Raw genomic sequence first — 21,997 nt, forward strand, 5'->3', positions numbered from 1 at the left:
TGACCCCCGCGCGACCGGTCCTACGGGTGGAGGCCTTCGGGCCTCCCCCCCCCCACCCACCACCCCCCACCCCCACCCGTACCTCGCAGCACCAGCTTCGTCCGACCCCCCCGCGCACCCCCCGTACACTCCTTGATCACCAACGGAGAACCCCCATGTTCACCACATCCTGGCAGCGCCCGCTCATCCTGGCGGCGGCCTCCCTGGCTCTCGTCACCGGTACGGCGTGTGCCGCGCAAGCGTCGGAGCCGCACGCTCCGACCGGCATCAGCTCCTCGACCCTCGGTGATCACCCGGAACCCTGCACGATGATCGGCAAGGGTGGAGAGGGCGGAGAAGGCGGCAAGGGCGGCAAGGGCGGCCAGCCGGGTGAGCCCGGCAAGCCAGGTAAGCCCGGCAGCGCCGGTTGCCTCCGGTTCGACGACCTGCCCGACAAGCCGAAGTCGGAACTCTCGCTCGTGGACAAGGTCCACATCGTGATGCTGGTGCTGAGCGCCGACGACTCGGAGGACATCAAGAAGAAGATCGCCGAGAAGTACGAGATCGCACCCGACCAGATCGACTCCTGGAAGGAGCACTACCTGCACGAGAACTGGTGCGCCCTGACGGACGGCGGTTTCCCCTTCTGCCTGTGACGCGCGAGGGACACGGTCCCTTCCCCGGGAGCCCCGGCCCCCTGCAGGCCGGGGCTCCGCACATCCCCGTGCATCCACCGGACATGGGTACGCCCCAGTGACCCCGACGTGGACCTCCGGAATCGGAGAACCGCGTCATGGAAAACCCTTTCTCGGCATCGGAGAATCTCATGCGTGTGCGTTCTTGGAAGTTCCGTCTCGGTCTCGTCGTCTCCAGCGCTCTGATCGGTGCCGGCGCGATGGCGCCCGCCGCCACGGCGGCTCCGGCGGCCCCCGGCCAGGCGGCCGCGGCGCTCGGCGGCCGGTTCCCCGACGCCGCGCCCACCGGAGGCGACAGCAACCCGGGCAAGGGCCTGGGCAAGGGCTGGGGCCAGGGTCCGGGCACGGGCCGGTTCGGCGGCAGCGGGAACTACGGCGACGTCAAGGTGGGCAACGGCAGTGTCCGCGTCGGGGACAGGGTGTGCGCGGGCAACTGCGAGGGCACCGTCAACGGCACCGCGGGCGGTGACGGCGGTGTCTGTGTCGGGCGGTGCAGCGGCAGCGCCAACGGCGGCAACGGCGTCGACGGCGGACCCGGCGGCAACGGTACGAACGGCGGCAACGGCGGGGTCTGCGTCGGCCAGTGCCACGGCAGCGTCAACGGCGGCAACGGCGGCAACGGCGGGAACGCGCCGGCCGGCGGTGACGGCGGCAACGGCGGCAGGGGCGGCAACGGCGGCATCTGCGTCGGCGCCGGCTGCCAGACCAGCGGCCAGGGCGGCCGCGGCGGCAACGGCGGGGCCGGCTGACCCCCGGAGCGCCGCATGATCCCGGAAGCACCGGCCGGACCTCCGGCCGGTGCTTCCGGCTGCGAACGGGCAGCCGTGTGGATCACTGAATAGACTCGGATGTGGAAGAGCGGCCTGTGACGGGGGCGCCTGATGAGCACGGCATCGAACCTGGGCATGTACACGGGCCGGCCCTCCGGCCTGATCGGGAAGCAGATCGCGGGCTACCGGGTGGAGCAGATGCTCGGCCGCGGCGGCATGGCCGTCGTCTACCGCGCCAGGGACCTGCGCCTGGACCGTACGGTCGCGCTCAAGCTGATCGCACCGGAACGGGCCCGCGACGACACCTTCCGGCGCCGCTTCACCCACGAATCACGGGTCGCCGCGCAGATCGACCACCCGCACATCGTGCCGATCTTCGAGGCCGGCGAGACCGAGGGCGTCCTGTACATCGCCATGCGCTACGTCCCGGGCCTGGACCTGCGGGCCCTGCTGGACCGGGAGGGCCGGCTCCCCGTCGCGACGGCCCTGCGCATCGCCACCCAGGTGGCGTCCGCGCTCGACGCGGCCCACGAGCACGACCTGGTGCACCGCGACGTCAAGCCCGGCAACATCCTGATCGCGGCCGGCACCGACAGCGACCACCCCGAGCACGTCTACCTCACGGACTTCGGACTGACGAAGAAGTCGCTGTCGCTCAGCGGCTTCACCACCGCGGGAGAGTTCGTCGGCACGCTCGACTACATGGCGCCGGAGCAGATCTCGGGCCGGCCGGTGGACGGCCGGTGCGATCTGTACAGCCTCGCCTGCGTGGTCTACGAAACCCTCGCCGGCGGCCCCCTCTTCGTCCGGGACGAGGACGTCGCCCTGCTCTGGGCACACCAGTACGACACGCCTCCCCCGTTGACGGAGCGGCGGCCCGGGATCGCGCCGGCCGCGGACGAAGTCCTGGCCAAGGCGCTGGCGAAGGTCCCGGAGGACCGTTACGGCTCCTGCCTGGAGTTCGTGGCAGCACTGCGCGCCGCCACCGCGAACGGTGTCGGCGCGGGCGGGGGAGCCGCCGCGGGCGCGGCTGCGGGCGCGGGCGCGGGGGCTGGGTCCGAGGGGCCGTCCCCGGTGGACCGGTCCGCCGGCCCCGCCGGGTCGGCCGAGGACGCCGGCCCCGCCGGACCGCCGCCGGAGCCGCCGGCCTGGGCCTTGCCGGTCTTCCGGGACCGGTGAGGAGGAGGACGAGGACAAGGGAACGGCCCGTACGGCGTACCGTACGGGCCGTTCCCTTGCCGGACCGGGCTGTCAGAGGCCCAGCGAGATGGCCAGCCGCGTCATCTCCGCCGTGGTGTTGACGCCCAGCTTGGCCCGGATGCGGCGCAGGTAGGCGTCGACGGTGTGCTTGGAGAGTCCCATCTGGCGGGCGGTCTGCAGGTAGGTGCAGCCTGCGGCGATGTGGCGGAGGGCCTCCTGCTCACGCGGAGCCAGCGTGGTGGCCGTGGCCGGGGCTTCGACGTGCGGCGTGGTGAGGGTGAGGCTCATGGGATTTCCTCCGACGAATCGGTTCGGTCATCGCTGCTCACTCCCTCGGAAGCAGAGGGACATATCCCGGAATGTCCGTTTTATGCCCGTGCTCAAAAGCTTGGCCTCGGGATTTCATGGCCGTGTCCGCCGACTGTCACAGGCCTGTCACAGGGGCCTGCCACCAGCACCCGTCACAAGGGCCTGTCACAGGCCCCCGCCTCAGAACCCGACGAGCGACTGCTCCGCCCAGATCGTCTTGCCGACGGCGGCGTGCCGGGTGCCCCAGCGCTGGGCGAGCTGGGCGACCAGCAGCAGCCCGCGGCCTCCCTCGTCGAAGATCCGCGCCCGCCGCATGTGCGGGGCGGTGTTGTTGGCGTCGGAGACCTCGCAGATCAGCGTGCTGTTCTCGTGGATCAGCCGCAGCTGGATGGGCGGCCGGCCGTACCGGATGGCGTTGGTGACCAGCTCGCTGACCAGGAGCTCGGTGACGAAGGAGGCGTCCTCCAGCCCCCAGGCCGTCAGCTGGTCGGTGGTGCAGCGGCGGGCCTGGCCGACCACGGAGGGATCGGAGGACAGGTCCCAGACGCAGACCTTGTCCTCGTGCAGGGCCCGGGTCCGGGCGACGAGCAGGGCGACGTCGTCGTCGGGACGGTGGGTCAGCATGGCGGCCAGCACCCGGTCGCACACCGTCTCCAGCGTGGAGGCGGGACGTGTGAGGGCCGCGAACATGCTGTCCAGGGCGTCGTCCACGTCGCGGTCGCGCATCTGCAGCAGGCCGTCGGTGTAGAGGGCCAGGACGCTGCCCTCCGCGAGCTCCACCTCGGCGGTCTCGAAGGGCAGCCCACCCAGCCCCAGTGGCGGGCCGGCCGGGACGTCGAGGAGGTACACCGAGCCGTCCGGGGAGACCACGGCGGGCGGCGGGTGACCGGCCCGGGCGACGGTGCACAGGCGGGACACCGGGTCGTACACCGCGTACAGGCAGGTGGTGCCGATCCCGCCGGCCGCCTGCCCGGCGCTGTCCGGCCCGGCCTCGTCGGCGGACAGGTGGATGATGAGGTCGTCGAGGTGGGTGAGCAGCTCGTCGGGCGGCAGATCGACATCGGCGAGGGTGTGCACCGCCGTGCGCAGCCGCCCCATGGTGGCCGAGGCGCGGATGCCGTGGCCGACGACGTCGCCCACGACCAGCGCGACCCGCGCGCCCGACAACGGGATCACGTCGAACCAGTCGCCCCCCACACCTGCCTCGGTACCGGCCGGCAGGTACCGGGAGGCGATGTCCAGTGCCCCCTGGTCGGGCAGCGTCTGCGGGAGCAGACTGCGCTGGAGCGTCATGGTGGTGGTGTGATCGCGGGTGTGCCGGCCCCCGTCCGGGATGCCGGCGCCGTCCGCCCCGCTGCCGGTGACGTCCTGCAGGAGGTCCCCGCGCGGCCCGCCCGCCGCCGCCGTCCGCTCGTGCGCGGCCAGGCACACGGCGCGCACCCGCCCGTCGGGGTCCCGTACGGGGGCCAGCGAAGCCGCCAGGGCGTCGGGCTGCGGGCCCCCGCCCGCGGCGCGGACGAAGGCGTCCACGTGCTGCGGCTCACCCGTCTCCCACACCAGGCGCATCGTCCGCTCGGTCTCGTCGCTCGCCGGATCCGGTGCGATCTCCGGCAGCCGCAGCCCGCGCATCTCGGCCTCCGTGAGGGAGAGCGCGCGCTCCATGCCGGCGTTCGCGCGGACCAGCCTCAGATCCGCGTCGAAGACGGCCAGGGCACAGGGCGACTGCTCGAACATCCATCCGTCCGGCAGCTCGCCGAGGGACGGAGGGGTTGCGCCGGGCACGGCGGACACCACGAACCACTTGGCGGTCCCCCCGGTGGACGTCCAGCGGTGCGCGAGCAGCCCCAGTTCCATCCGCCGCCCGTCCCGGTGCCGCAGCGCCACCGTCCCGCTCCACCGCTCCTGCCCGGGCGGGGCCGGCGCCGCCAGGGCGCCGGCGTCGTCGGCGAGCAGGCGGGCGGCCGGCTGCCCCACGACCTCGGCGGGCGGATAGCCCAGCAGCCGGCGGGCGTCCTCACTCCACTCGGTGACGAGGCCCTGCTCGCTGATGGTGGCCGTGGCGGTGTACGCCGACCCGGGGGCGGCGTTCGTGTCCTGCGGCCCCTCACCGGGAGAGGTGGGAAGTTGCTCCATCGCCGTCACGCCCTCGCTAGTTCCTCTGCCGCTGTCCCACGGCAACCTCTTCGGGCAGGGGCTCCACTGACAAGCATGATCCGGCGGGGCAAGGAGCACCAACGCAGTGCCGTCCCGCCGGGCACCCGGCCGGTCGGGCGAGGACCAGGGCGAGGACCGCGTCCCCGGCCCGCCACACCATCGCCCGGCGCCCTCCGCCGAGCACCGGCGGCCGCAGCCCCAGGATCCGGATCCGGCGCGGGGCGGCGCCGAAGACGGTGCTCCGGTCGGCCTTGACGGCGGCTTCCTTCAGGGCCCACGCGCCCGCCAGGCCGTCGGCCCGGTCCGGGCCGGCGAGCGCGACTTCCGCCGCCGAGAAGACGCGGTGGGCGACACGGCGTACGACGGCGGCCGAGGCCGTCTCGCACAGGTCCACGCCGACCGGCCCCGGAGCCACGGCCGCGGCGACGTGGCCGGCGGTGTGGCTGACGGAGACGTGCACGGAGGGAAGCGCGCGGCCGCCGACCAGGACGCGGGGGCTGCCGTCCTCGCGCGGCAGGACCTCCACCTCCTCCACCGGTGCCCCGACGGCCACCCCGACCAGGCGCTTGGCGAGCAGGCGGCCGGCCAGCCACTCGGCCTGCCGCCACGCGGGCAGCGCCCGCACCACGCCCTGCTCGGCCGCCGACAGGTGCGGCACCCCGCGGAGGTCGGCGCGCCGGGCCACGACGAGCCCGGCCCCGGTCCACCGGTGGATCCTGCCCGGCGCGATCGGCCGGAAGACGGTGTCCATGGCGGCGGCGGTCAGGCGGCCAGGGCCGCGTCGGGCTGCCGCAGGCCGCGCTCCAGCGCGGTCACGGCGCGGCGGATCTGGTCGGGCGTGTGGTCCCGGGTGACGAAGAAGCGCAGCCGGGCCAGTTCCTCCGGTACCGCGGGGTGGAGGATCGGGTTGACGCTGATGCCCTGCCGGAACAGGTCCTGCGCGAGCCGCAGCGTCCCCGCCGAGTCCCCCACGATGCACGGCACGATCGGCGTGCCGCGGCTGTCGCCGATGTCGACGCCCGCCTCCCGTGCGAGGCGGGCGAACAGCGCCGCGTTCTGCGCCAGCCGCGCCACGCGCTGCGGCTCGGCACGCAGCGTGCGCAGCGCGGCCAGGGAGGCGGCGGTGTCGGCCGGGGTCATGCCGGCGCTGAAGACGAAGCCCGGCACCGTGTACCGCAGGTACTCCACGACCGCGCGGTTCCCGGCCACGTAACCGCCGCAGCTCGCCAGCGCCTTGGACAGGGTGCCCGACCACAGCTCGACCTCCGAGCGGTCGACACCGAAGTGCTCGCCGATGCCGCGCCCGGTCGCTCCGATCGTTCCGACGCTGTGCGCCTCGTCGATCATCAGCAGTGCGCCGTGCCGGCGCTTGACCTCGATGAGGGCGGGCAGGTCGGCGATGTCGCCGTCCATGCTGTACACGCCCTCGACGACGACGAGGACCCGCCGGTACTGGTGGCGGACCTGGGCCAGGACGGCGTCCAGGGCGGCCGCGTCGTTGTGGGGGAAGGGCCGCCGGGTCGCGCCGGAGAGCTTGCAGCCCTGCAGGATGCTGTCGTGGGCGAGGGAGTCGTGGACGACGAGGTCGCCCGGCCCGACGAGGTGCCCGATCACGGTGACGTTGGTGGCGTGGCCATTGGCCAGGGTGATGGCGTCCTCGCATCCGAGGAGCCCGGCGAGCTCCGCTTCGAGCTCCAGGTGCAGCGGGCGGCTCCCGGACAGCAAGCGGCTGGCCGACGCCGACGTGCCGCAGCGTTCGATCGCCTCCTTGGCGGCCTCGTTCACCCGGGGGTCGGTCGCCAGGCCCAGGTAGTTGTAGCTGGAGAAGGAGAGGAGTTCCCGGCCGCCGACGACCGTGGTGTCCGTCATGCCGCGCTCGTGGACGAGGAAGTACGGGTTGGGCAGGCCCAGCCGGGAGAGCAGGGCCAGGCGCTCGCCGTGCCCGGTGACCTCCGGGAAGCACTCGATCCGGGTGTGCTCCTCGGGCGGCGGGGCGCCGGCGGGACCGTCGGGGGCGGGCCCGGGGTGGGCGGGAAGGTCGGCGGGCGGGTCGGCGGGCGGGTCGGCGGGTGGCGGCGTCGCCGGGGCCTCTGCCTCGCGGGCGGTGCGCTGCCCGGGGACGGCCGCCGGTCCGGCGTCGGCGTCCCCGGAGGCGTGCGCGATCGACGCGGCGATGCTCGCGACGGTCGGCCGCTCCGCGGTCCGCTCGTCGAACGTCCACCGCGGCCACAGCCGCGCCAGGGAGGTGAACAGGTCGGTCAGCATCAGCGAGTCGAAGCCGAGGTCGTCGACGAGCAACTGGTCCCCTCGCAGGTGGCTCACCGGGAAGGCACTGATACGCGCCACCTGCGCGAGCACGGACCCGGTGACCTCGTCGGCGCCTCCGTCCGCGGGCACCTTCCCGTCCGCGGGCTCCCCGTCCGGGGCGGCCGCCTTCGGCGGGGCCGGAACGGGTGCGGGTGCCGCGGGCGGGGGCGGGGCCGCTACGGCGGGCCGGTCGGCCGGCGGGTTCTGGGCCAGCAGCGTCTCGCCGAGGCGGGAGAGCAGTGTCACCTGCTGCTGCGCCAGCCGGAGCAGCTCGGTCATCGGGTCGTGGTCGCTCGGGCTGTGCTGGTTCGGGTTCTGGTCGCTCGGGCTCTGCTGGTTCGGCGGGGTCACGGTGTGCTCCAGGGGGGTCTGCGGGGCCGGTGCGGGCCGGGCCGGGAGGGACGGGACGGGGGAGTCGGGGGCGGGGGAGCCGAGCGCGGGGGCGTCGGGGGCGGAGGGCCGGCCCGGCAGCCAGTGGGACCGGGCGGCGAGCCGCGCCGGCGGCAGGTCCAGCAGGCGGCGGTCCTCCTCGGGGACCAGGGCGCGGGGGTCGACCGGGGCGCCCAGGACCGCCAGCCGGGCCAGGGCCAGGACGAAGTCCCGGCCGCTGTCCGGCGGTGTCCCCGTGGCGGGGACCACGAGCACGTCGCCGTGGCCGGCGAGGGTGCGGCGGACCGCGGTCAGCAGCGAGCTGCCGCCGGTGACCTGGAGGAACACCCGGGCCCCCTGGTCGTACGCGGTGCGGACGGCTTCGTCGAAGCGGACCGGTGCCGAGGCGTGCCGGGCCCACAGCCCGCGCAGCCGCCCGGGATCGGTGCACACCGCCGCGTCCACGGACGAGACGAACGGCAGGACGGGGCGAGTGACGCGGCACTCGTCGAGCCGGGCGCGGACGGCCTCCTCGGCGCGGGCCAGCCGCGGCGAGTGGAAGGCGTCGGACACCTCCAGCTCGACCGTGACGATCCGGGCGTCGGCGCAGGCCCGCCGCATGGCGGCCAGTCCCTGCCGGGTACCGCTGACGACGACTTGCCGCGGCTCGTTGAAGCAGGCGAGCCAGACGTCGTCGATGCCGTCGACGAGCCGTCGGCAGGTGTCCCCGTCGGTCTGCACGGCGAGCATCCCGCCCCGGTCCGCGGCCTCGTCCTGCCGCAGGGCCGCGCCGCGGTGGGCCAGCAGCCGGACGGTGTCCTCGTCGGTGAGCGCTCCGGCGGCCGCGGCCGCGGCGAACTCGCCCACGCTGTGGCCGAGGGTGAGGTCCGGCGTGATGCCGCAGTCGCCGAGCAGCCGGACGGCGGCCAGCTGGACGGAGCCGAGCAGCGGCTGGCACACGTCCGTGGCGGCGAGCCGCCGCCGCAGCTCCTCGGCGGCCTCGCCGGTGGGCGCGGCCTTGCCGTACAGCAGGGCGGTGGGGTCGAAGCCGGTGTCCCGGCGGACCACCGAGCCCAGCCGGTCGACGGCCGCCCGGAAGCCGGGGAACCGGGTGTGGAGGTCCCGCGTCATGCCCGGCCGCTGGCTGCCCTGGCCGGGGAAGACGAAGGCGATGCGGCGCTGCGCGGGCGGCAGCGGGGCGTCGGCGGCGAAGGCGCCCTTGCCGAGGTCGCCGCGGGCACCGTCCTCCAGCTGCCTGCGGGCACGGCGCAGTCGCCGGGCGAACTCCTCCGTGTCCGCGGCCACGATGGCGAGCCGGGTGGCCAACGGCGCACGCGCGCCCAGGGTGTGGGCCAGCGCCGTGACCGGTGTGCCGGGCGCGGTGTCCACCAGCTCCAGGACCTCGCCGATGTGACGGTCCAGCAGCTCGGGGCTGCCGGCCGAGAGCAGCAGCAGCTGGGGCGCGGGGCGTCCGGCGCGTACGGGACCCACCGGAGCGCGGCCGGGGTCCGGTGCGGGCCGCTCCTCCAGGACCACGTGGACGTTCGTGCCGCCGAAGCCGAACGAGCTGACGGCGGCCCGCCGCGGGGCGTCCGCGCTCGGCCACGGCCGGGCGGAGCCGGCGATGCGCAGACCCGCGGCGGAGATGCCCAGCTCCGGATGAGGGGTGGTGTCCGGCTGCGGCACGATCGTCCGGTGGTGGACGACCAGGGCCGTCTTGATGAGCCCCGCGATGCCGGCCGCCGAGAGGGAGTGCCCGATGAGGGCCTTGCCGGAGGCGAGGTAGCACAGGCCGGGGTCGTCGTCGGGGTACTCGGTGCGCAGCCGGCGCAGCGCCTCCACCTCGGCCCGGTCGCCGGCGGCGGTACCGGTGCCGTGCGCCTCCAGGAAGCCCACGGCGGAGGGCGGGACGCCGGCGTCGTCGTAGGCCCGGCGCATGGCGCGCAGCTGTCCCTCGGCGGTGGGCACCAGCGGCCCGGGCGACGCCCCGTCGTTGGCCGAGCCGATGCCCTTGATCACCGCGTAGACGCGGTCCCCGTCGGCGAGCGCGTCGGCGAGCGGCCGGACGACCACGACACCGGCCCCTTCGCCGAGGACGAACCCGTCGGCATGCTCGTCGAACGGGCGGCACACCCCGGAGGCGGACAGCGCGCGGAGCCGCGAGAAGCCGACCAGGCTGTCAGGGGTGAGGTTGAGGTGGACACCGCCGACGACGGCGATCCGGCAACTGCCCTGCCGCAGCCGGAGGACCGCCTGGTCGAGGGCGACCAGCGAGCCGGAGCAGGCGGCGTCGACGACGAAGCTGGGCCCGCCGAGGTCGAACTGCCGGCTGACGGCACCCGCCGCCATGTTGAGCAGGCTCCCCGGCAGGGTGAAGGCGTGGATGGTCCCGAGCCGCGCGGCCCGCTCCCTGGCGGCGTCCGTGTCGGCGACGCCGAGGGCCCGCAGGGGCGCCGTCATGAGGTCCTTGTAGTCGGACACCGACATCCCGAAGAACACCCCGGTGTTCTCCCGGTCGAAGTCGCCGCGGCCCAGGCCCGCGTCGTCGAGGGCCTCGCGGGTCACGTCGAGCATCAGCCGGTGCTGCGGGTCCATGGACCGGGCGCGGGCCGGCGGGATTCCGTAGTGCAGGGCGTCGAAGCGGTCCACGTCCTCCAGGAAGGCCCCCCGGTCGGTGTAGGCGGAGTTGGGGGCGGACCGGCTGCCGGGAGCGTGGAAGGGCACGTGGTCCCAGCGCTCGGCCGGGACGGCGGAGAACTGCCGCTCCCCGCTCATCAGGAGCTTCCAGTACGCGTGGACGTCGGGGGCGCCGGGGAAGCGGCAGCCGAGTCCGGTGATGGCGATGTCGGTCATGAGTGTCTTCCTTGTCTTGCGGATCTGGCGGATCTGGCGGATCTTGAGGCTCTTGCGGAGCTTTTGGGGCGGCGTGCCCCCCGGTGGGTCGTGGTGTGCCGGGCGGCGGGGGAGGGGCGGCGCGTCGCCGCCGGTCAGCGGCAGGGCGGCCACGGGGGTGACGGCGGGGGCCGCGGGTGGCGCCGCCGGCCGTCCGCGGCCGTCGGCGGACGCGGTGCCCGGCCCGGCGGTCTGCGTCGCAGCGGCCACGGCGCCCACCAGTTGAGGCCCCCCGCCAGCCGCATGAGCGACGGTACGAGCACGCCCCGGACGAGCGTCGCGTCGAGGAGGACGCCGAGGCCCGCCCCGATCCCGAAGAACTGCAGGAGGGACACCCGCGAGGTGCCGAAGCTCAGCAGGGTGAACGCCAGCAGGGCACCGGCGGTGGTGACGATGCCGCCCGTGCGGGCGATGCCGGAGACGATCGAGGCGGCGTTGTCCTGCCCGGCGTCGTACGCCTCCTTGATGCGGGCGAGGACGAACACCTCGTAGTCCACGGAGAGCCCGAAGACGATGCAGAACAGCAGCACCGGCATGGTGGTGCTCAGCGGTCCGGGCGTGAAGCCGAGCAGGCCGCTCAGGTGGCCCGTCTGGAAGACCCACACCATGGCCCCGAGGACCGCGGCCAGGCTCAGCGCGTTCAGGGCGATCGCCTTCAGCGGCAGCAGCAGGCTGCGCGTGAAGCCGAGCAGCAGCACGAAGGTGGTGACCGTGATCAGGCCCAGGGCCAGTGGGAGCCGGTCGCTGATGGTGTCCTTGGCGTCGACCAGTACCGCGGTCGGCCCGCCGACCAGGACGTCCGTCCCCTCCGGGGCGGGAACCGCCCGGATCCGGCTCACCAGCTCCTGCGCGGCGCGCGACCGGGGATCGGCCGTCGGTACGACGGACAGCCGGGTCGGCGAGGCGGGGGCGGCCGCGCCGACGGGGGTGCCGGCTTCGGCCACGGGGGTGTGGGCCGCCGGCAGGGGCGCGTGGGCCGCGGTCAAGGAGGCGTGGGCCGCGGTCACGCGGGCGTCGGGCGCGGCCATGGATTCGCCGGCGCCGGCGTCGGTGTCGGTGTCGGTGTCGGTGTCGAGGTCGGCGTCGGCGTCCGGGTCGGGGTCGGTGTCGAGGTCGAGGTCGAGGTCGAGGTCGGTGTCGAGGTCGAGGTCGGCGTCCGGGTCGGTGTCGGGGTCGGAGTTGACGTCGGCATCGGGATCGGCGTCGGCGTCGGCGTCAGCGTCGGCGTCGGCCTCGGTGTGGAGCTCGGTGCCGTGGGTCCCGGGCCGCTCGCCGTATCCGGAGCCGCCAGGGACCCCGCTGACCTGGGCGACCTCCGGGAGCGCGGCCAGCCGGCGGGCGTACTCCTGCTGCTCCGACGCGGACGCGGCGCCCCTGAGGACGACGGTCAGCGCGCCGGAACCCTGCACGTCGAACGAGCTGCGCACCAGGTCCCCGGTCTGCCGGCCGGACGCGCTCACCGGCAGCGCCCGGTCGTCGGGGGTCGCGAAACCGGCGTGTGCGAACGGCGCGGCGAGCACGAGCAGCAGACCGATCACCGGCAGCGCCGCGATCAGCGGGCGGCGCACCACGATCCGCGCGACGCCCTCCCACAGGCGGGACTTCGATCCCGTGCGGGCCCGGTGGCGCCACGGCACGGCCCAGGCGTTCACCCGTTCGCCCAGCAGCGTGAGCAGCGCCGGCAGTACGGTCACGGCGCTGACCGCCGCGACCGCCACCACGGCGATGCCCGCGTAGGCGAAGGAGCGCAGGAAGTACGGGGGGAACACCAGCAGCGTCGCGAGCGCGGCGGACACCGTCGCGGCACTGAAGACGATCGTGCGGCCGGCGGTGCGCACGGTCCGCAGGGCGGCGTCACGCGGTGCCAGTCCGGCGGTGAGCTCCTCACGGAAGCGGGAGACGACCAGCAGCCCGTAGTCGATGCCGAGCCCGAGGCCGAGTGCCGTGGTGAGGTTCAGCGCGAACACGGACACATCGGTGACGGCGCCCAGCACGCTCAGGACGAGCAGGGTCCCGGCGACGGCCAGCACCCCGATCAGCAGCGGGAGGGCCGCGGCCACCACACTGCCGAACACCAGGACCAGCAGGATCAGGGTTCCCGGCAGGACGACGGACTCGGCCCGCAGCAGGTCGGACTCCGCGATCTCCTGGAGCTCGGCGTCGACCGGCGCCGGCCCGCCCACGTGCACCGACAGCGCCGAGGGGGAACCGGCCGGGCCGGTCAGCTCCTCGCGCAGCTTCCGAACCCGCTCGCCGAGCCGCTCGCCCTCGCCGTCCACGTGCGCGACCAGCATGGCCGCGCGTCCGTCCCGGCCGCGCAGCTCGGGCGCGTCCCCGGTCCAGTACGAGCTCACGGCACCGACGTGCGGCTCGGCGGCCAGGCGCCGGGTCAGCTCCTCGCCGGCGTCCCGGGCCGCCGGGTCGTCGACGGAGCCGTCGCGGGCCTGCGCGACCACGACCAGATTGGGCGCCGCCCCCAGGTGCTCCGCCGCCACGCGGGCGGCACGGCTGGACTCCGAGCGGGGGTCGTCGTACCCCTGCGTCTTCAGCCGGCCGGTCGCGTCCGCGCCGAAGACGGCCGACAGCACGAGGAACACGAGCGCCGCGAGCAGGACCAGGCGGGGACGGCGGGTCACGAAGCTCCCTGCACGACGGGTCATGACGCCTCCGTTCCGGGGTCGGGGTTTTCCGCTCTGCCTGCTGCAGGACGGGTGATTTCCACCGTGCCGGGAGCGGGGACGGGGCCGTAGCCCCTGCTGTTCGTGACTTGACAGCCGCCGGGAGGCCGGTCCCAGGCCGGTCCCGGCCCGTCGCAGCGCACCGTCGTTCGGCGCAGGGGACGGCGGCGCTCCCTCCCTCTGCTGTCAAGCCACGGATTCACGAGACATGACCCGTGCTCCACCGGTCGTGCCTAGTGGGAGCCCAGGCCTCACGCGGATGCGGTGAGGCTGCCGCCACGACGACAGGAAAGAGAAGGCCCCGATGACCTCCCGGACCGACCCCGACCCGACCCACCCCGACCCGACCGCCACCACACCCGTCGCCACCCTCCCCATCGACACCACCCCCACCGCCACCGACGCGACCCGATGCCCCGGGAAGAGCGATCCGGGATGCACGGGCCCGCCCGGCGAGGCATGCGGCGCGCGCACGCCGGCCCTCAGGGAGATCAAGCGCTGGACGGTGGCCGACCGGATACCGGCCGACTCCGACGGCCTCTCCCTGGCCCGGTCCGTCACCGAGTACGCCCGGGGGAGGGGAAAGCACTTCCTGCCGGAGCGCATGCTGGTCGGGCTGAGCGGCGTACGGCGTCGGCATGCCGCCGACCGCCCGTTCCTCGACGCCTTTCTCGACTGCGTGCTCGACAAGCACGAGGGCCGGTTCTGGAACCGCAGCTACCTGGCACTGCCGGTGCTGGAACTGCTCATGGACCGCCGGCACACCGCCCTGAGCGCGGACCGGATGGCCACCCTGCTCGTCTCGGACGTCGTCCGCTTCGAGATCGCCGCGGCGGGCGGGTCCCGTGAGGGGCCGGCCCGGGGCCGGCCGGACCCGGCGACGCTGGGTACGCGGTTGCGCCACGCCCTGCGGTTCGTGTCGCAGGGCCTCGGCCGGCCGGACGGGCCGGATGCCGGCGAACTCCCGTCACGCAGGACGCCGACCGCCCGGCCGCCGCGTCTCGACGAGGTCGCCGACCGCCTGCCGCGGCCACCCGCGGCGGCCGTGTGGCAGTGGTTCCACGTCACCGTCCAGCCCGTTCACGTCCTGCACGACGAGTATTTCTTCATCCGTGCCCTCCAGGCCCACGAAATGCTCTTCACCGAGGCGGCGGCGGACATGCGAGCGGTCATCGCGGCATTGCGCCGGGGCCGTACCGAAGAAGCAGTGGAGCGGACGGACCGCGCGGCCGCCACGGTCGCACGCGCCGCGGCCCTTTTCCGGATGGTCGCCACGATGCGGGCGGAGCAGTTCTCCGCATTCCGCCAGTACACCTTGGGCGCCAGCGCCATTCAGTCCGAGCAGTACAAGCGGTTCGAGAGCCTCTGCGGAGTTCCGCGCGTGCCCAGGCTGCATTCCGCTGCCTTCCTGAACGTTCCCGCCGTACGGGCCGAGGCCGAGGACCCCGGCCACGACACCGTGACCCGGGCCCGCCTCGACCTCCACGGCGAGCGGGCCGTCGGCCCGGCCGAGCGGGACCGTCTCGACGCGGCGCTCGGCCGGCTGGAGGCCAGGCACCAGCGGTGGAAGTCGGCCCACCGCAGCCTCGCCGTACGCATGCTCGGCGACGCGCACGGATCCGGGTACACCGACGGCGTTCCGTACCTGACGGAATGCCTCGGCAACCGGCTGTTCTGGCAGCTGGCCCCGAATACCTGAGCCCCGCCGCTCGTCGCGGACCACGTACGGCCGTTGGGAAATTGCGAGGGGGTCGCGGCACCGTCGGCTGTCAAGTCCCGAGAACTCGCGACGTGCCGCGGCCCGGGGTCCGGAGGCTTACTCAGAACCTGCACCGCCCGATACCTGCACCGCCGATGTCGCGGGAGCGGAATTTCCAAGATCCACACCATTCGGCCATGGAGGCGATAATGGCTTCAAGGAGCGAGCAGATGCGCACCGCCACCCATTTCCCGATGTCCTACGTCGGGGGGAGATCGTCGTGAGTTCCGTACCTCCTCCGGCCGAGCGCCCCACCGGCCCTCCCCCCGGTCCGCTGTCCGGTCGGCAGCCGAACGAGCAGTCCTCGCCGTCGGTACCGCCCCCCTCGGCCGGGCCCCCGACGTCCCCGGGGCTTCCCCCGCCACCCCCGGCGGGACCTCCCGGCCCACCGCCGGGCGGCGGCGGCCCGGGTGAGCCGGGTGAGCCGAGCCGGCCGGGCGAGCCCGGCCAGCCGGGTGAACCGGGCCCGCGCCGCGCAGAGCGCGCCCACGGATGGCGGTCCCGCCGGACCGTGGTGAGCGCCAGCACCGCGGTGGTCATGGCCACCGCGGTGGTCCTCGCCTTCACCGTCATGAGCGGCAACGAGGCGTCAGGCGGCGAGGTCTTCCTCCAGTCCACCGCGGCGGCCGGCCCGGACCCCTTCACCCCCTCGACGGCGACGGAGTCCGATCCCCCCGAGGTCACGAACGCGGCCGCGCCCGGCACGGGCAAGGGAGGCAGCAGCGGCGCGCGCACCCTCCAGGTCAACGGCGCGCACCCGGGGCTGTACGGCGGCACCCGGAACGTCGCGAGCTGCGACGTGGAGAAGCAGATCAAGTACCTCACGGAGCACAAGGACAAAGGGGCGGCCTTCGCGGCCCCCCTGAAGATCGGCCAGCCCGAGATCCCCTCCTACCTGCGGTCGCTCACACCCGTGCGGCTCGGCTGGGACACCCGGGTCACCAACCACGGGTACAAGGACGCCGCCCCCACCAGCTACCAGGCGGTCCTCCAGGCCGGCACGGCCGTCATGGTCGACGACCGCGGCGTCCCCCGCGTCCGCTGCGCCTGCGGCAACCCCCTGACGCCGCCCGTCGCGGTCAAGGGGAACCAGACGTACAACGGCACGCAGTGGTCGTCGTTCCAGTCCTCCGAGCTGGTCGCGGTCCGACCCGCGGAGGAGCCGGTCAAGGGCGTCACGATGTACGACCACCACCGCAAGGACTGGTACGAGCGCCCGAGCGGAGACGCCCAGGGCAAGCACGACCACGAGGTACCTCCCCCCAAGGGCCACGAGCCCGACGCACCCCCGGCCCTGCCGCCGGCGGACCCCGGCTCCGGGGAGAAGCACCAGGACAAGGGCAGGCAGCCCGACAAGGACAAGCCGCCGGTGAAGGACCCCGGCAAGGAGCCGGACAAGGCACCGGTGAAGGAGCCGGGCAAGGAGCCGGACAAGCCGCCGGTGAAGGAGCCGGAGAAGCCGGCGCAGGAGCCCGACAAGCAGGTGAAGGAGCCGGGGAAGGAGCAGGACAAGGCACCGGATTCCGGTACCGACAAGGCCCCCGGCACGGGCACGGACAAGGCGCCGGATTCCGGTACGGACAAGGCTCCTGGGACGGGGACCGACAAGGCTCCCGACACGGGTACGGAGAAGGCTCCCGATACGGGTACGGAGAAGGCTCCGGGCACGGGTACGGACAAGGCTCCCGACACCGGCACGGACAAGGCGCCTGGGACGGGGACCGACAAGGCTCCTGACACGGGCACGGAGAAGGCTCCGGGCACGGGCACGGAGAAGGCTCCCGACACCGGTACGGAGAAGGCTCCGGGCACGGGGACCGACAAGGCTCCCGACACCGGTACGGAGAAGGCTCCGGGCACGGGCACGGAGAAGGCTCCCGACACCGGTACGGAGAAGGCTCCGGGCACGGGGACCGACAAGGCGCCCGGCACGGGCACGGACAAGGCGCCCGGCACGGGCACCGACAAGGGCTCCGGTGACGGCGCCGGTACCGGTACCGGTACCGGCAACGACTCGGGCGGTGGCTCGGGTAACGACTCCGGGCAGCAGGGGCAGTGATGCGGGCCGCAGTGCGGCCAGCAGCACCGGCAGGACTGCGCAGCGAGGGGCGGCGGGGCACCATGGCCCCGCTCCTCCTCAGGTCGCATGCCGGCCCCGCGTAATCATCATCCGGGCGCAGTGGGACCACCCTCCCGCGCCCGGATGATTCAGGCATGGACACGGCACACCAACTCGGCACCTTGGCCCGGCGTACCGCCGACCTGCTGGCGCGACGGCACGTCGGCGTCGTGGTCGCCGCCGTCGCGGGCGGCCACGTGGAGATCGCGGGAGCGGGGACCACCGGCACCACCGGCACCACCGGTACCACTGTGACCACCAAGGGCCCGGGTACCACCGGGGGCCCCGCGAGCATCGGCGGCTCTGACGGCTCCGACGGCTCCGACGGCGCAACCCCGCACGCCGGCACGCTCTTCGAGATCGGCTCGCTCACCAAGACCTTCACCGGGCTGGCCCTCGCCCGGATGGCCGTCGCCGGCACCGTACGCCTCGACGACCCCCTGGCCTCCCTCCTCCCCGACGGCACGGCCGTACCCTCCCGCCACGGCCAGGAGATCACCCTGCGGCACCTCGCCACCCACACTTCCGGGCTGCCCCGCCTGCCCAAGGGCCTCCTGCTCCGCGCCCTGCTGCGTCCCGGCACGCCCGACCCGTACGCGGGCTGCACCGCGGACGTCCTGCTGGACGGGCTGGCCCGTACCCGGTTGCGCGCCACCCCTGGCCGCCGGGTCCACTATTCCAACCTCGGCGCCGGCCTCCTCGGACTGGGCCTCGCCCGCCGCGCCGGCACCACCTACGAGCAGCTGGTCACCGAGCTGGTGTGCGCCCCGCTCGGCATGACCGACACCGCCGTCTCGGTCGCCGGCACCCGGCCGGGCCGGCTCGCCCAGGGGCACGACGGCAGGCGCCGCCCCACCCCGCCGTGGCACCTGGCCGACCTCGCCGGGGCGGGCGGCCTGTGGTCGACCGCGACCGACCTGGTGACGTACGTACGGGCCCAACTCGCAGGCGGCGAGCTCGGCGGGCCCGCCGAGCTCGCCGAGGCGATCCGGCTCAGCCGGGAGGTCGAGCACCGCACGAACCGCTTCGTCTGGAAGCACCTGGGCTGGGCGGCCCACCGCCTGCACCCCGCCCAGGGCGGGCACCTGCAGATCTGGCACAACGGGGGCACCGGCGGCTTCTCCTCGTTCGCCGGGTTCGACCCCGAGACCGGCACGGCCGTCGTCGTCCTCAGCAACACCCGGCGTTCGGTCGACGCCCCTGCCTTCGAGCTGCTGCGCACCCTCCAAAAGGAGTCGGCGTGAGCCGCCTCCGGCGCTAGCATCGGCCCCATGGCCCGACGACATTGATCTGCTGAACCCGCCTCCTCCCGCGGACCGCCGCGGCCGCCGCCCGTACGGCGTCCGGTATCCGGCATCCGAAACGATTCCGCGGGAAGGCCCCATGACCCTGACAGCCACGAGCGCGCCCCGCACCCCGGTGCGGCGTCTGACGGCCGCGCTCTACTGCTACGCGTTCCTCGACGACCTCGTCCTGCTCTACCCCGTCTACGCCCTGCTCTTCAGCGACACCGGACTGTCGGTGTGGCAGATCTCCTCGCTCTTCGCCCTCTGGTCGCTGAGCGGCGTCCTGTTCGAACTGCCCTCCGGCGCCTGGGCCGACGCCTTCTCCCGCAGGACGCTGCTGTGGGCCGGTCCGTTGCTCACCGCCGCCGGCTTCGGCCTGTGGGTGCTCGTCCCGTCCTACGGCTCCTTCGCCGTCGGCTTCGTCCTGTGGGGCGCCAAGGGGGCGCTCGGCTCCGGGGCGCTGGAGGCGCTCGTGTACGACGAGCTCGACCGCCTCGGCGCCGCCGACCGGTACGCCCGCACCATGGGCCGGACCCGCGCCGCCGGGCTGCTGGCGGTGATGGCGGCCAACGGCCTGGCCGGACCGGTGCTCGGGGCCGGCGGCTACCCGGCGGTGGGCGCGGCGAGCATCGCGGCCTGCCTGCTGGCCGCGGCAGCCGCCGCGTGCCTCCCGGAACACCGGGCCCGGGGCAGCGCCGGGCCGCCGGACGGCGCCGACCGCCTGCGGGTGGGCTCTGTCGGCCCGCCGGACGGCGCCGACGGCCTGCCGGGGGGCTCTGTCGGCCCACCCGTCGCTGCCGTCGGCCTGCCGGTGGGCACTGTAGTAGGCCCGCCGGTCGGCGCCGATGGCGCGCCGGACGGCGCCCGCGGCCCGGCCGGGGGCTGGGTGGCCGCCCTGCGCGCGGGCCTCGCCGAAGCCCGTACGAACCGGCGCGTACGCAGCGCCCTGCTGCTCGTGCCGGCCGTGACGGCGGTCTGGGGCGCCCTCGACGAGTACACCCCGCTCCTGGTCCGGGACACCGGCACGGCCACGGCGGACGTGCCCTGGCTGCTGCTGGTCGTCTGGGCCGCGGCCACCGCCGGCGGACTGCTGGCCGGACCGGGCGAACGCCTCGGCAGGCGCGGCCTCGCCGCCCTGCTCGCGTGCGCCGGAGTCGCCCTTGGCGTGGGCGCGTTGCTGCGCCACCCGGCCGGGGTGGTGCTGGTCGCGCTCGCGTTCTGCGGTTTCCAGCTGGCGAGCGTACTGGCCGACGCACGGCTCCAGGCGGGCATCCAGGGCCCGGCCCGGGCGACGCTCACCTCGCTGGCCGGGACCGGCACCGACCTGGGCACGGTCGCCGTCTACGGGGCGTACGCGGCGGCCGCCTCCACCCTCCCGCACGCCGAGGTCTTCGCCCTCTTCGCCACCGCCTACCTCCTGACGGCCCTGTTCCTGGCCCGGCCCGCCGGACCGGAGCCCCGCCCGGCCTCCGGCTGACCCCCGCCCGTCGGCGGCCGCCGGGGGCGGCGCCAGGCCGGGGCGGGGGCGGGGATCGGCCACGGCCGCGGTCCGGACGAGGTCCCGGCTGCGGGCGCTGCCCGGCGGCTCGGGGCCGGGGGCCGGGCCCGTGCGGCGCCCCGGCCCACACGCTCCGGCACCGGCCCCGGGCGGTGGTCCGCGCAGCTGCCCCGCTCGGGGCGGAGGGGGGAGCAGCTGGGGGTCGGGGGTGGGCCCCGGCGACGCCGAGGAACCGGGGCGGGACCCTGGGGGCACTGCCGGGCCACCGGCCGGGCTGCGAAGCCTTACCCGTACCCCGACCCGGACCCGGACCCGTACCCGGACCGAGACCCGTACCCGTACCCGTACCCGGCCTGCGGACCCGTACCCGGCCCGCGGACCCGTACCCGAACCCGGCCCGCGACCCCGGCCCGGGGACCCGTACCCAGCCCGCGGACCTGGACCCGGCCCGGGGCCCCGGGGTCGGGCCCGACTGGCAGCCCGGTACGCGCACCAGGACGTGGCGGGCCCCGGCAGGGGCGGCGGTCGTGGCCGCCGGGGCGGCAGTGGCGGATCGGGCCCGCGCGGGCCAGGGAACGGCAGCCTCCCGGTATTCCGCGTCCCGGGCGGCCCGGTGTCGGGAGCCGGGGCTGCGGAGCCGGGGCTGCGACGGCGCTGGGGAACCGGGTCGGGACCGGGGGCAGGCACCCGCCTGGCCGCCAACCCCGGTACGTGCCCCACGGCGTGGCGGGAACCGGCCACGGTTATGGCGGCGGTCGTGCCGCCGCGGCGGCAGTGGCGGAGCGGGACCGCACCGGCCACGGAACGGCGGTTTCCGGACGTTCCGCGCCCCGGGCGCCCCGGTGGCGGGAGGCGGACCGGAGTCCGGGGCAGCCGCGACGACGGCGGCACCCCGCCGCCACGCACTCGCCATCGGGAGGAACAGCCATGCTGATCACCGTCACCCGGTCCGGCGGCTTCACCGGCGTCGAGAAGACCCGCGAACTCGACACCGACGGCCGTGCGGACGCCGCGCGCTGGGAGGAACTCGCCCACCGGGCCCTCGCGGCCACGGCGGACGGCTTCCACTACCGCATCACCGTCGACGACCAGGTGCTCGACGTCCAGGACCCCTACCTCTCCGAGGAGCAGCGCGCACTGGTCCGCGCCGTCCTCGGCGAAGGGGCCTGACCCCCGTCCGGGCACGGCGCCGGGCAGGGAGGCGTTCGTGACGGTCCGACCGAGCGGTCGCCCCGGGCGCCCGGGGCGACGGGGCGTCCGGGGCGACCAGGGCGACCAGGCGCCCGCACGGCGGCACACCCGGTCGAGCGCACGTCTCGGACGGTCGTGCACGTCGCGTGCGGTCGCGCACGTCCGGGCGGGCCGAACACGGGTGCGCGCGGTCACGCACGTCCAGGAGGGCCCCGCAGGGTTGCGCGCGGCCGCGCGGGGCCGTGGACTCGTGTCCTACGGCTGCGCGGCTGCCCAGCGGGTAGACGGCGAGCCCACCCGGAACGAGGAGACATCGTGACGACCGACGACAAGGCGAAGCGCCAGGGCCGCGAGGAGCCCGTCCGCGAAGACCCCGGCCCCGACCCGGTACACCCCCAGGCCAGCCGGCCGGTGGCCGGCAAGAGCCCCGAGGAGCTGAGGAAACGGGAGGAGGAGCGGATGACCCAGGACCGGCGGGAGCAGAGCTGACGTTGCGGGGCGGGGAGTCCGCCCCCGGCGAACTCCCCGCCCCGCAAACCGAAAAGCCCCGTGTCAAGCCGCCGAACGGGGGCAAGTGCGCTCCAGGACACAGGATCCGCCGACATCACGGGCGGACCGACAGCGACGACAGGAGGGCACCGACATGACGAACGTCCGACGGCAGTTGAGCGCCCGCGTGGGCGAGGCGATCCACGCCCTGACCGGCAGGCCCCCCGCCCACAGCCACGGCGGGCACCGGCCGTCGTCCGGCCTCTCCCGCCGCCTCGCCCGCTGGGTCGGCGGCGGCCCGG

General features: G+C 75.0%; 14 protein-coding genes. 9 read left to right on the forward strand and 5 right to left on the reverse strand.

Annotated features, from left to right (window positions below; all coding sequences use genetic code 11):
- Nucleotides 1-155 precede the first annotated feature (155 nt).
- The 3 genes from LG632_RS21630 (at nucleotide 156) to LG632_RS21640 (ending at nucleotide 2,623) form a co-directional block, all read left to right on the forward strand.
- Nucleotides 156-635 carry a hypothetical protein gene (locus LG632_RS21630; protein WP_226729071.1) on the forward strand — a complete coding sequence of 160 codons (480 nt, stop codon included), beginning with the start codon at nucleotides 156-158 and terminating at the stop codon, nucleotides 633-635.
- 170 nt (nucleotides 636-805) lie between these two features.
- Nucleotides 806-1,423 carry a hypothetical protein gene (locus tag LG632_RS21635; protein ID WP_226729084.1) on the forward strand — a complete coding sequence of 206 codons (618 nt, stop codon included), beginning with the start codon at nucleotides 806-808 and terminating at the stop codon, nucleotides 1,421-1,423.
- Nucleotides 1,424-1,555: 132 nt separating this feature from the next.
- The gene (locus LG632_RS21640; RefSeq protein ID WP_226729072.1) at nucleotides 1,556-2,623 is read left to right on the forward strand and encodes a serine/threonine-protein kinase; all 1,068 of its coding nucleotides are present in this window, start codon (nucleotides 1,556-1,558) and stop codon (nucleotides 2,621-2,623) included.
- A 72-nt stretch (nucleotides 2,624-2,695) separates the two neighbouring features.
- Here the strand turns inward: LG632_RS21640 and LG632_RS21645 are convergent, their stop codons facing one another.
- The 5 genes from LG632_RS21645 to LG632_RS21665 form a co-directional block, all read right to left on the reverse strand.
- Nucleotides 2,696-2,932 (reverse strand): response regulator transcription factor, encoded by a 237-nt coding sequence (locus LG632_RS21645; protein WP_226729073.1) that lies wholly within the window; start codon nucleotides 2,930-2,932, stop codon nucleotides 2,696-2,698.
- 201 nt (nucleotides 2,933-3,133) lie between these two features.
- Nucleotides 3,134-5,095 carry an ATP-binding SpoIIE family protein phosphatase gene (locus tag LG632_RS21650; RefSeq protein WP_445271395.1) on the reverse strand — a complete coding sequence of 654 codons (1,962 nt, stop codon included), beginning with the start codon at nucleotides 5,093-5,095 and terminating at the stop codon, nucleotides 3,134-3,136.
- A 7-nt stretch (nucleotides 5,096-5,102) separates the two neighbouring features.
- Nucleotides 5,103-5,858, reverse strand: a complete 756-nt coding sequence (locus tag LG632_RS21655) for a 4'-phosphopantetheinyl transferase family protein (protein ID WP_226729074.1) — start codon at nucleotides 5,856-5,858, stop codon at nucleotides 5,103-5,105.
- Nucleotides 5,859-5,869: 11 nt separating this feature from the next.
- On the reverse strand, nucleotides 5,870-10,636 hold the full coding sequence (locus tag LG632_RS21660; protein ID WP_226729075.1) for a type I polyketide synthase: 4,767 nt from the start codon (nucleotides 10,634-10,636) through the stop codon (nucleotides 5,870-5,872).
- Nucleotides 10,637-10,770: 134 nt separating this feature from the next.
- On the reverse strand, nucleotides 10,771-13,335 hold the full coding sequence (locus tag LG632_RS21665; RefSeq protein WP_226729076.1) for an MMPL family transporter: 2,565 nt from the start codon (nucleotides 13,333-13,335) through the stop codon (nucleotides 10,771-10,773).
- Between the two features lie 322 nt (nucleotides 13,336-13,657).
- On the opposite strand from LG632_RS21665, the gene LG632_RS21670 reads away from it, so the two are divergent.
- The 6 genes from LG632_RS21670 to LG632_RS21695 all read left to right on the forward strand — a co-directional run bounded on the left by LG632_RS21670 (nucleotide 13,658) and on the right by LG632_RS21695 (nucleotide 21,695).
- Nucleotides 13,658-15,052, forward strand: a complete 1,395-nt coding sequence (locus tag LG632_RS21670; protein WP_226729077.1) for a tryptophan 2,3-dioxygenase family protein — start codon at nucleotides 13,658-13,660, stop codon at nucleotides 15,050-15,052.
- Between the two features lie 574 nt (nucleotides 15,053-15,626).
- Entirely contained in the window at nucleotides 15,627-17,171 is a 1,545-nt protein-coding gene (locus LG632_RS21675; RefSeq protein ID WP_226729078.1) for a DUF6777 domain-containing protein, read from the forward strand.
- A gap of 155 nt (nucleotides 17,172-17,326) precedes the next feature.
- Complete coding sequence (locus LG632_RS21680) at nucleotides 17,327-18,475, forward strand: serine hydrolase domain-containing protein (RefSeq protein WP_226729079.1); 1,149 nt, start codon at nucleotides 17,327-17,329, stop codon at nucleotides 18,473-18,475.
- 139 nt (nucleotides 18,476-18,614) lie between these two features.
- Nucleotides 18,615-19,994, forward strand: a complete 1,380-nt coding sequence (locus LG632_RS21685) for an MFS transporter (RefSeq protein WP_226729080.1) — start codon at nucleotides 18,615-18,617, stop codon at nucleotides 19,992-19,994.
- 948 nt (nucleotides 19,995-20,942) lie between these two features.
- Nucleotides 20,943-21,185: a protealysin inhibitor emfourin gene (locus LG632_RS21690; RefSeq protein WP_226729081.1), complete on the forward strand. Its 243-nt coding sequence runs from the start codon at nucleotides 20,943-20,945 to the stop codon at nucleotides 21,183-21,185.
- Nucleotides 21,186-21,521: 336 nt separating this feature from the next.
- Nucleotides 21,522-21,695 (forward strand): hypothetical protein, encoded by a 174-nt coding sequence (locus LG632_RS21695; protein ID WP_226729082.1) that lies wholly within the window; start codon nucleotides 21,522-21,524, stop codon nucleotides 21,693-21,695.
- Nucleotides 21,696-21,997: the final 302 nt, after the last annotated feature.

Source organism: Streptomyces antimicrobicus (assembly GCF_020532625.1).
Lineage (GTDB): Bacteria > Actinomycetota > Actinomycetes > Streptomycetales > Streptomycetaceae > Streptomyces > Streptomyces antimicrobicus.

Bases quoted from the DNA above. Each gene is read 5' to 3' on its own strand.
- LG632_RS21635 (WP_226729084.1), top strand. From the start codon at position 806: ATGCGTGTGCGTTCTTGGAAGTTCCGTCTCGGTCTCGTCGTCTCCAGC.
- LG632_RS21665 (WP_226729076.1), bottom strand. From the start codon at position 13,335: ATGACCCGTCGTGCAGGGAGCTTCGTGACCCGCCGTCCCCGCCTGGTC.
- LG632_RS21690 (WP_226729081.1), top strand. From the start codon at position 20,943: ATGCTGATCACCGTCACCCGGTCCGGCGGCTTCACCGGCGTCGAGAAG.
- LG632_RS21685 (WP_226729080.1), top strand. From the start codon at position 18,615: ATGACCCTGACAGCCACGAGCGCGCCCCGCACCCCGGTGCGGCGTCTG.
- LG632_RS21680 (WP_226729079.1), top strand. From the start codon at position 17,327: ATGGACACGGCACACCAACTCGGCACCTTGGCCCGGCGTACCGCCGAC.
- LG632_RS21670 (WP_226729077.1), top strand. From the start codon at position 13,658: ATGACCTCCCGGACCGACCCCGACCCGACCCACCCCGACCCGACCGCC.
- LG632_RS21660 (WP_226729075.1), bottom strand. From the start codon at position 10,636: ATGACCGACATCGCCATCACCGGACTCGGCTGCCGCTTCCCCGGCGCC.
- LG632_RS21630 (WP_226729071.1), top strand. From the start codon at position 156: ATGTTCACCACATCCTGGCAGCGCCCGCTCATCCTGGCGGCGGCCTCC.
- LG632_RS21640 (WP_226729072.1), top strand. From the start codon at position 1,556: ATGAGCACGGCATCGAACCTGGGCATGTACACGGGCCGGCCCTCCGGC.
- LG632_RS21645 (WP_226729073.1), bottom strand. From the start codon at position 2,932: ATGAGCCTCACCCTCACCACGCCGCACGTCGAAGCCCCGGCCACGGCC.
- LG632_RS21655 (WP_226729074.1), bottom strand. From the start codon at position 5,858: ATGGACACCGTCTTCCGGCCGATCGCGCCGGGCAGGATCCACCGGTGG.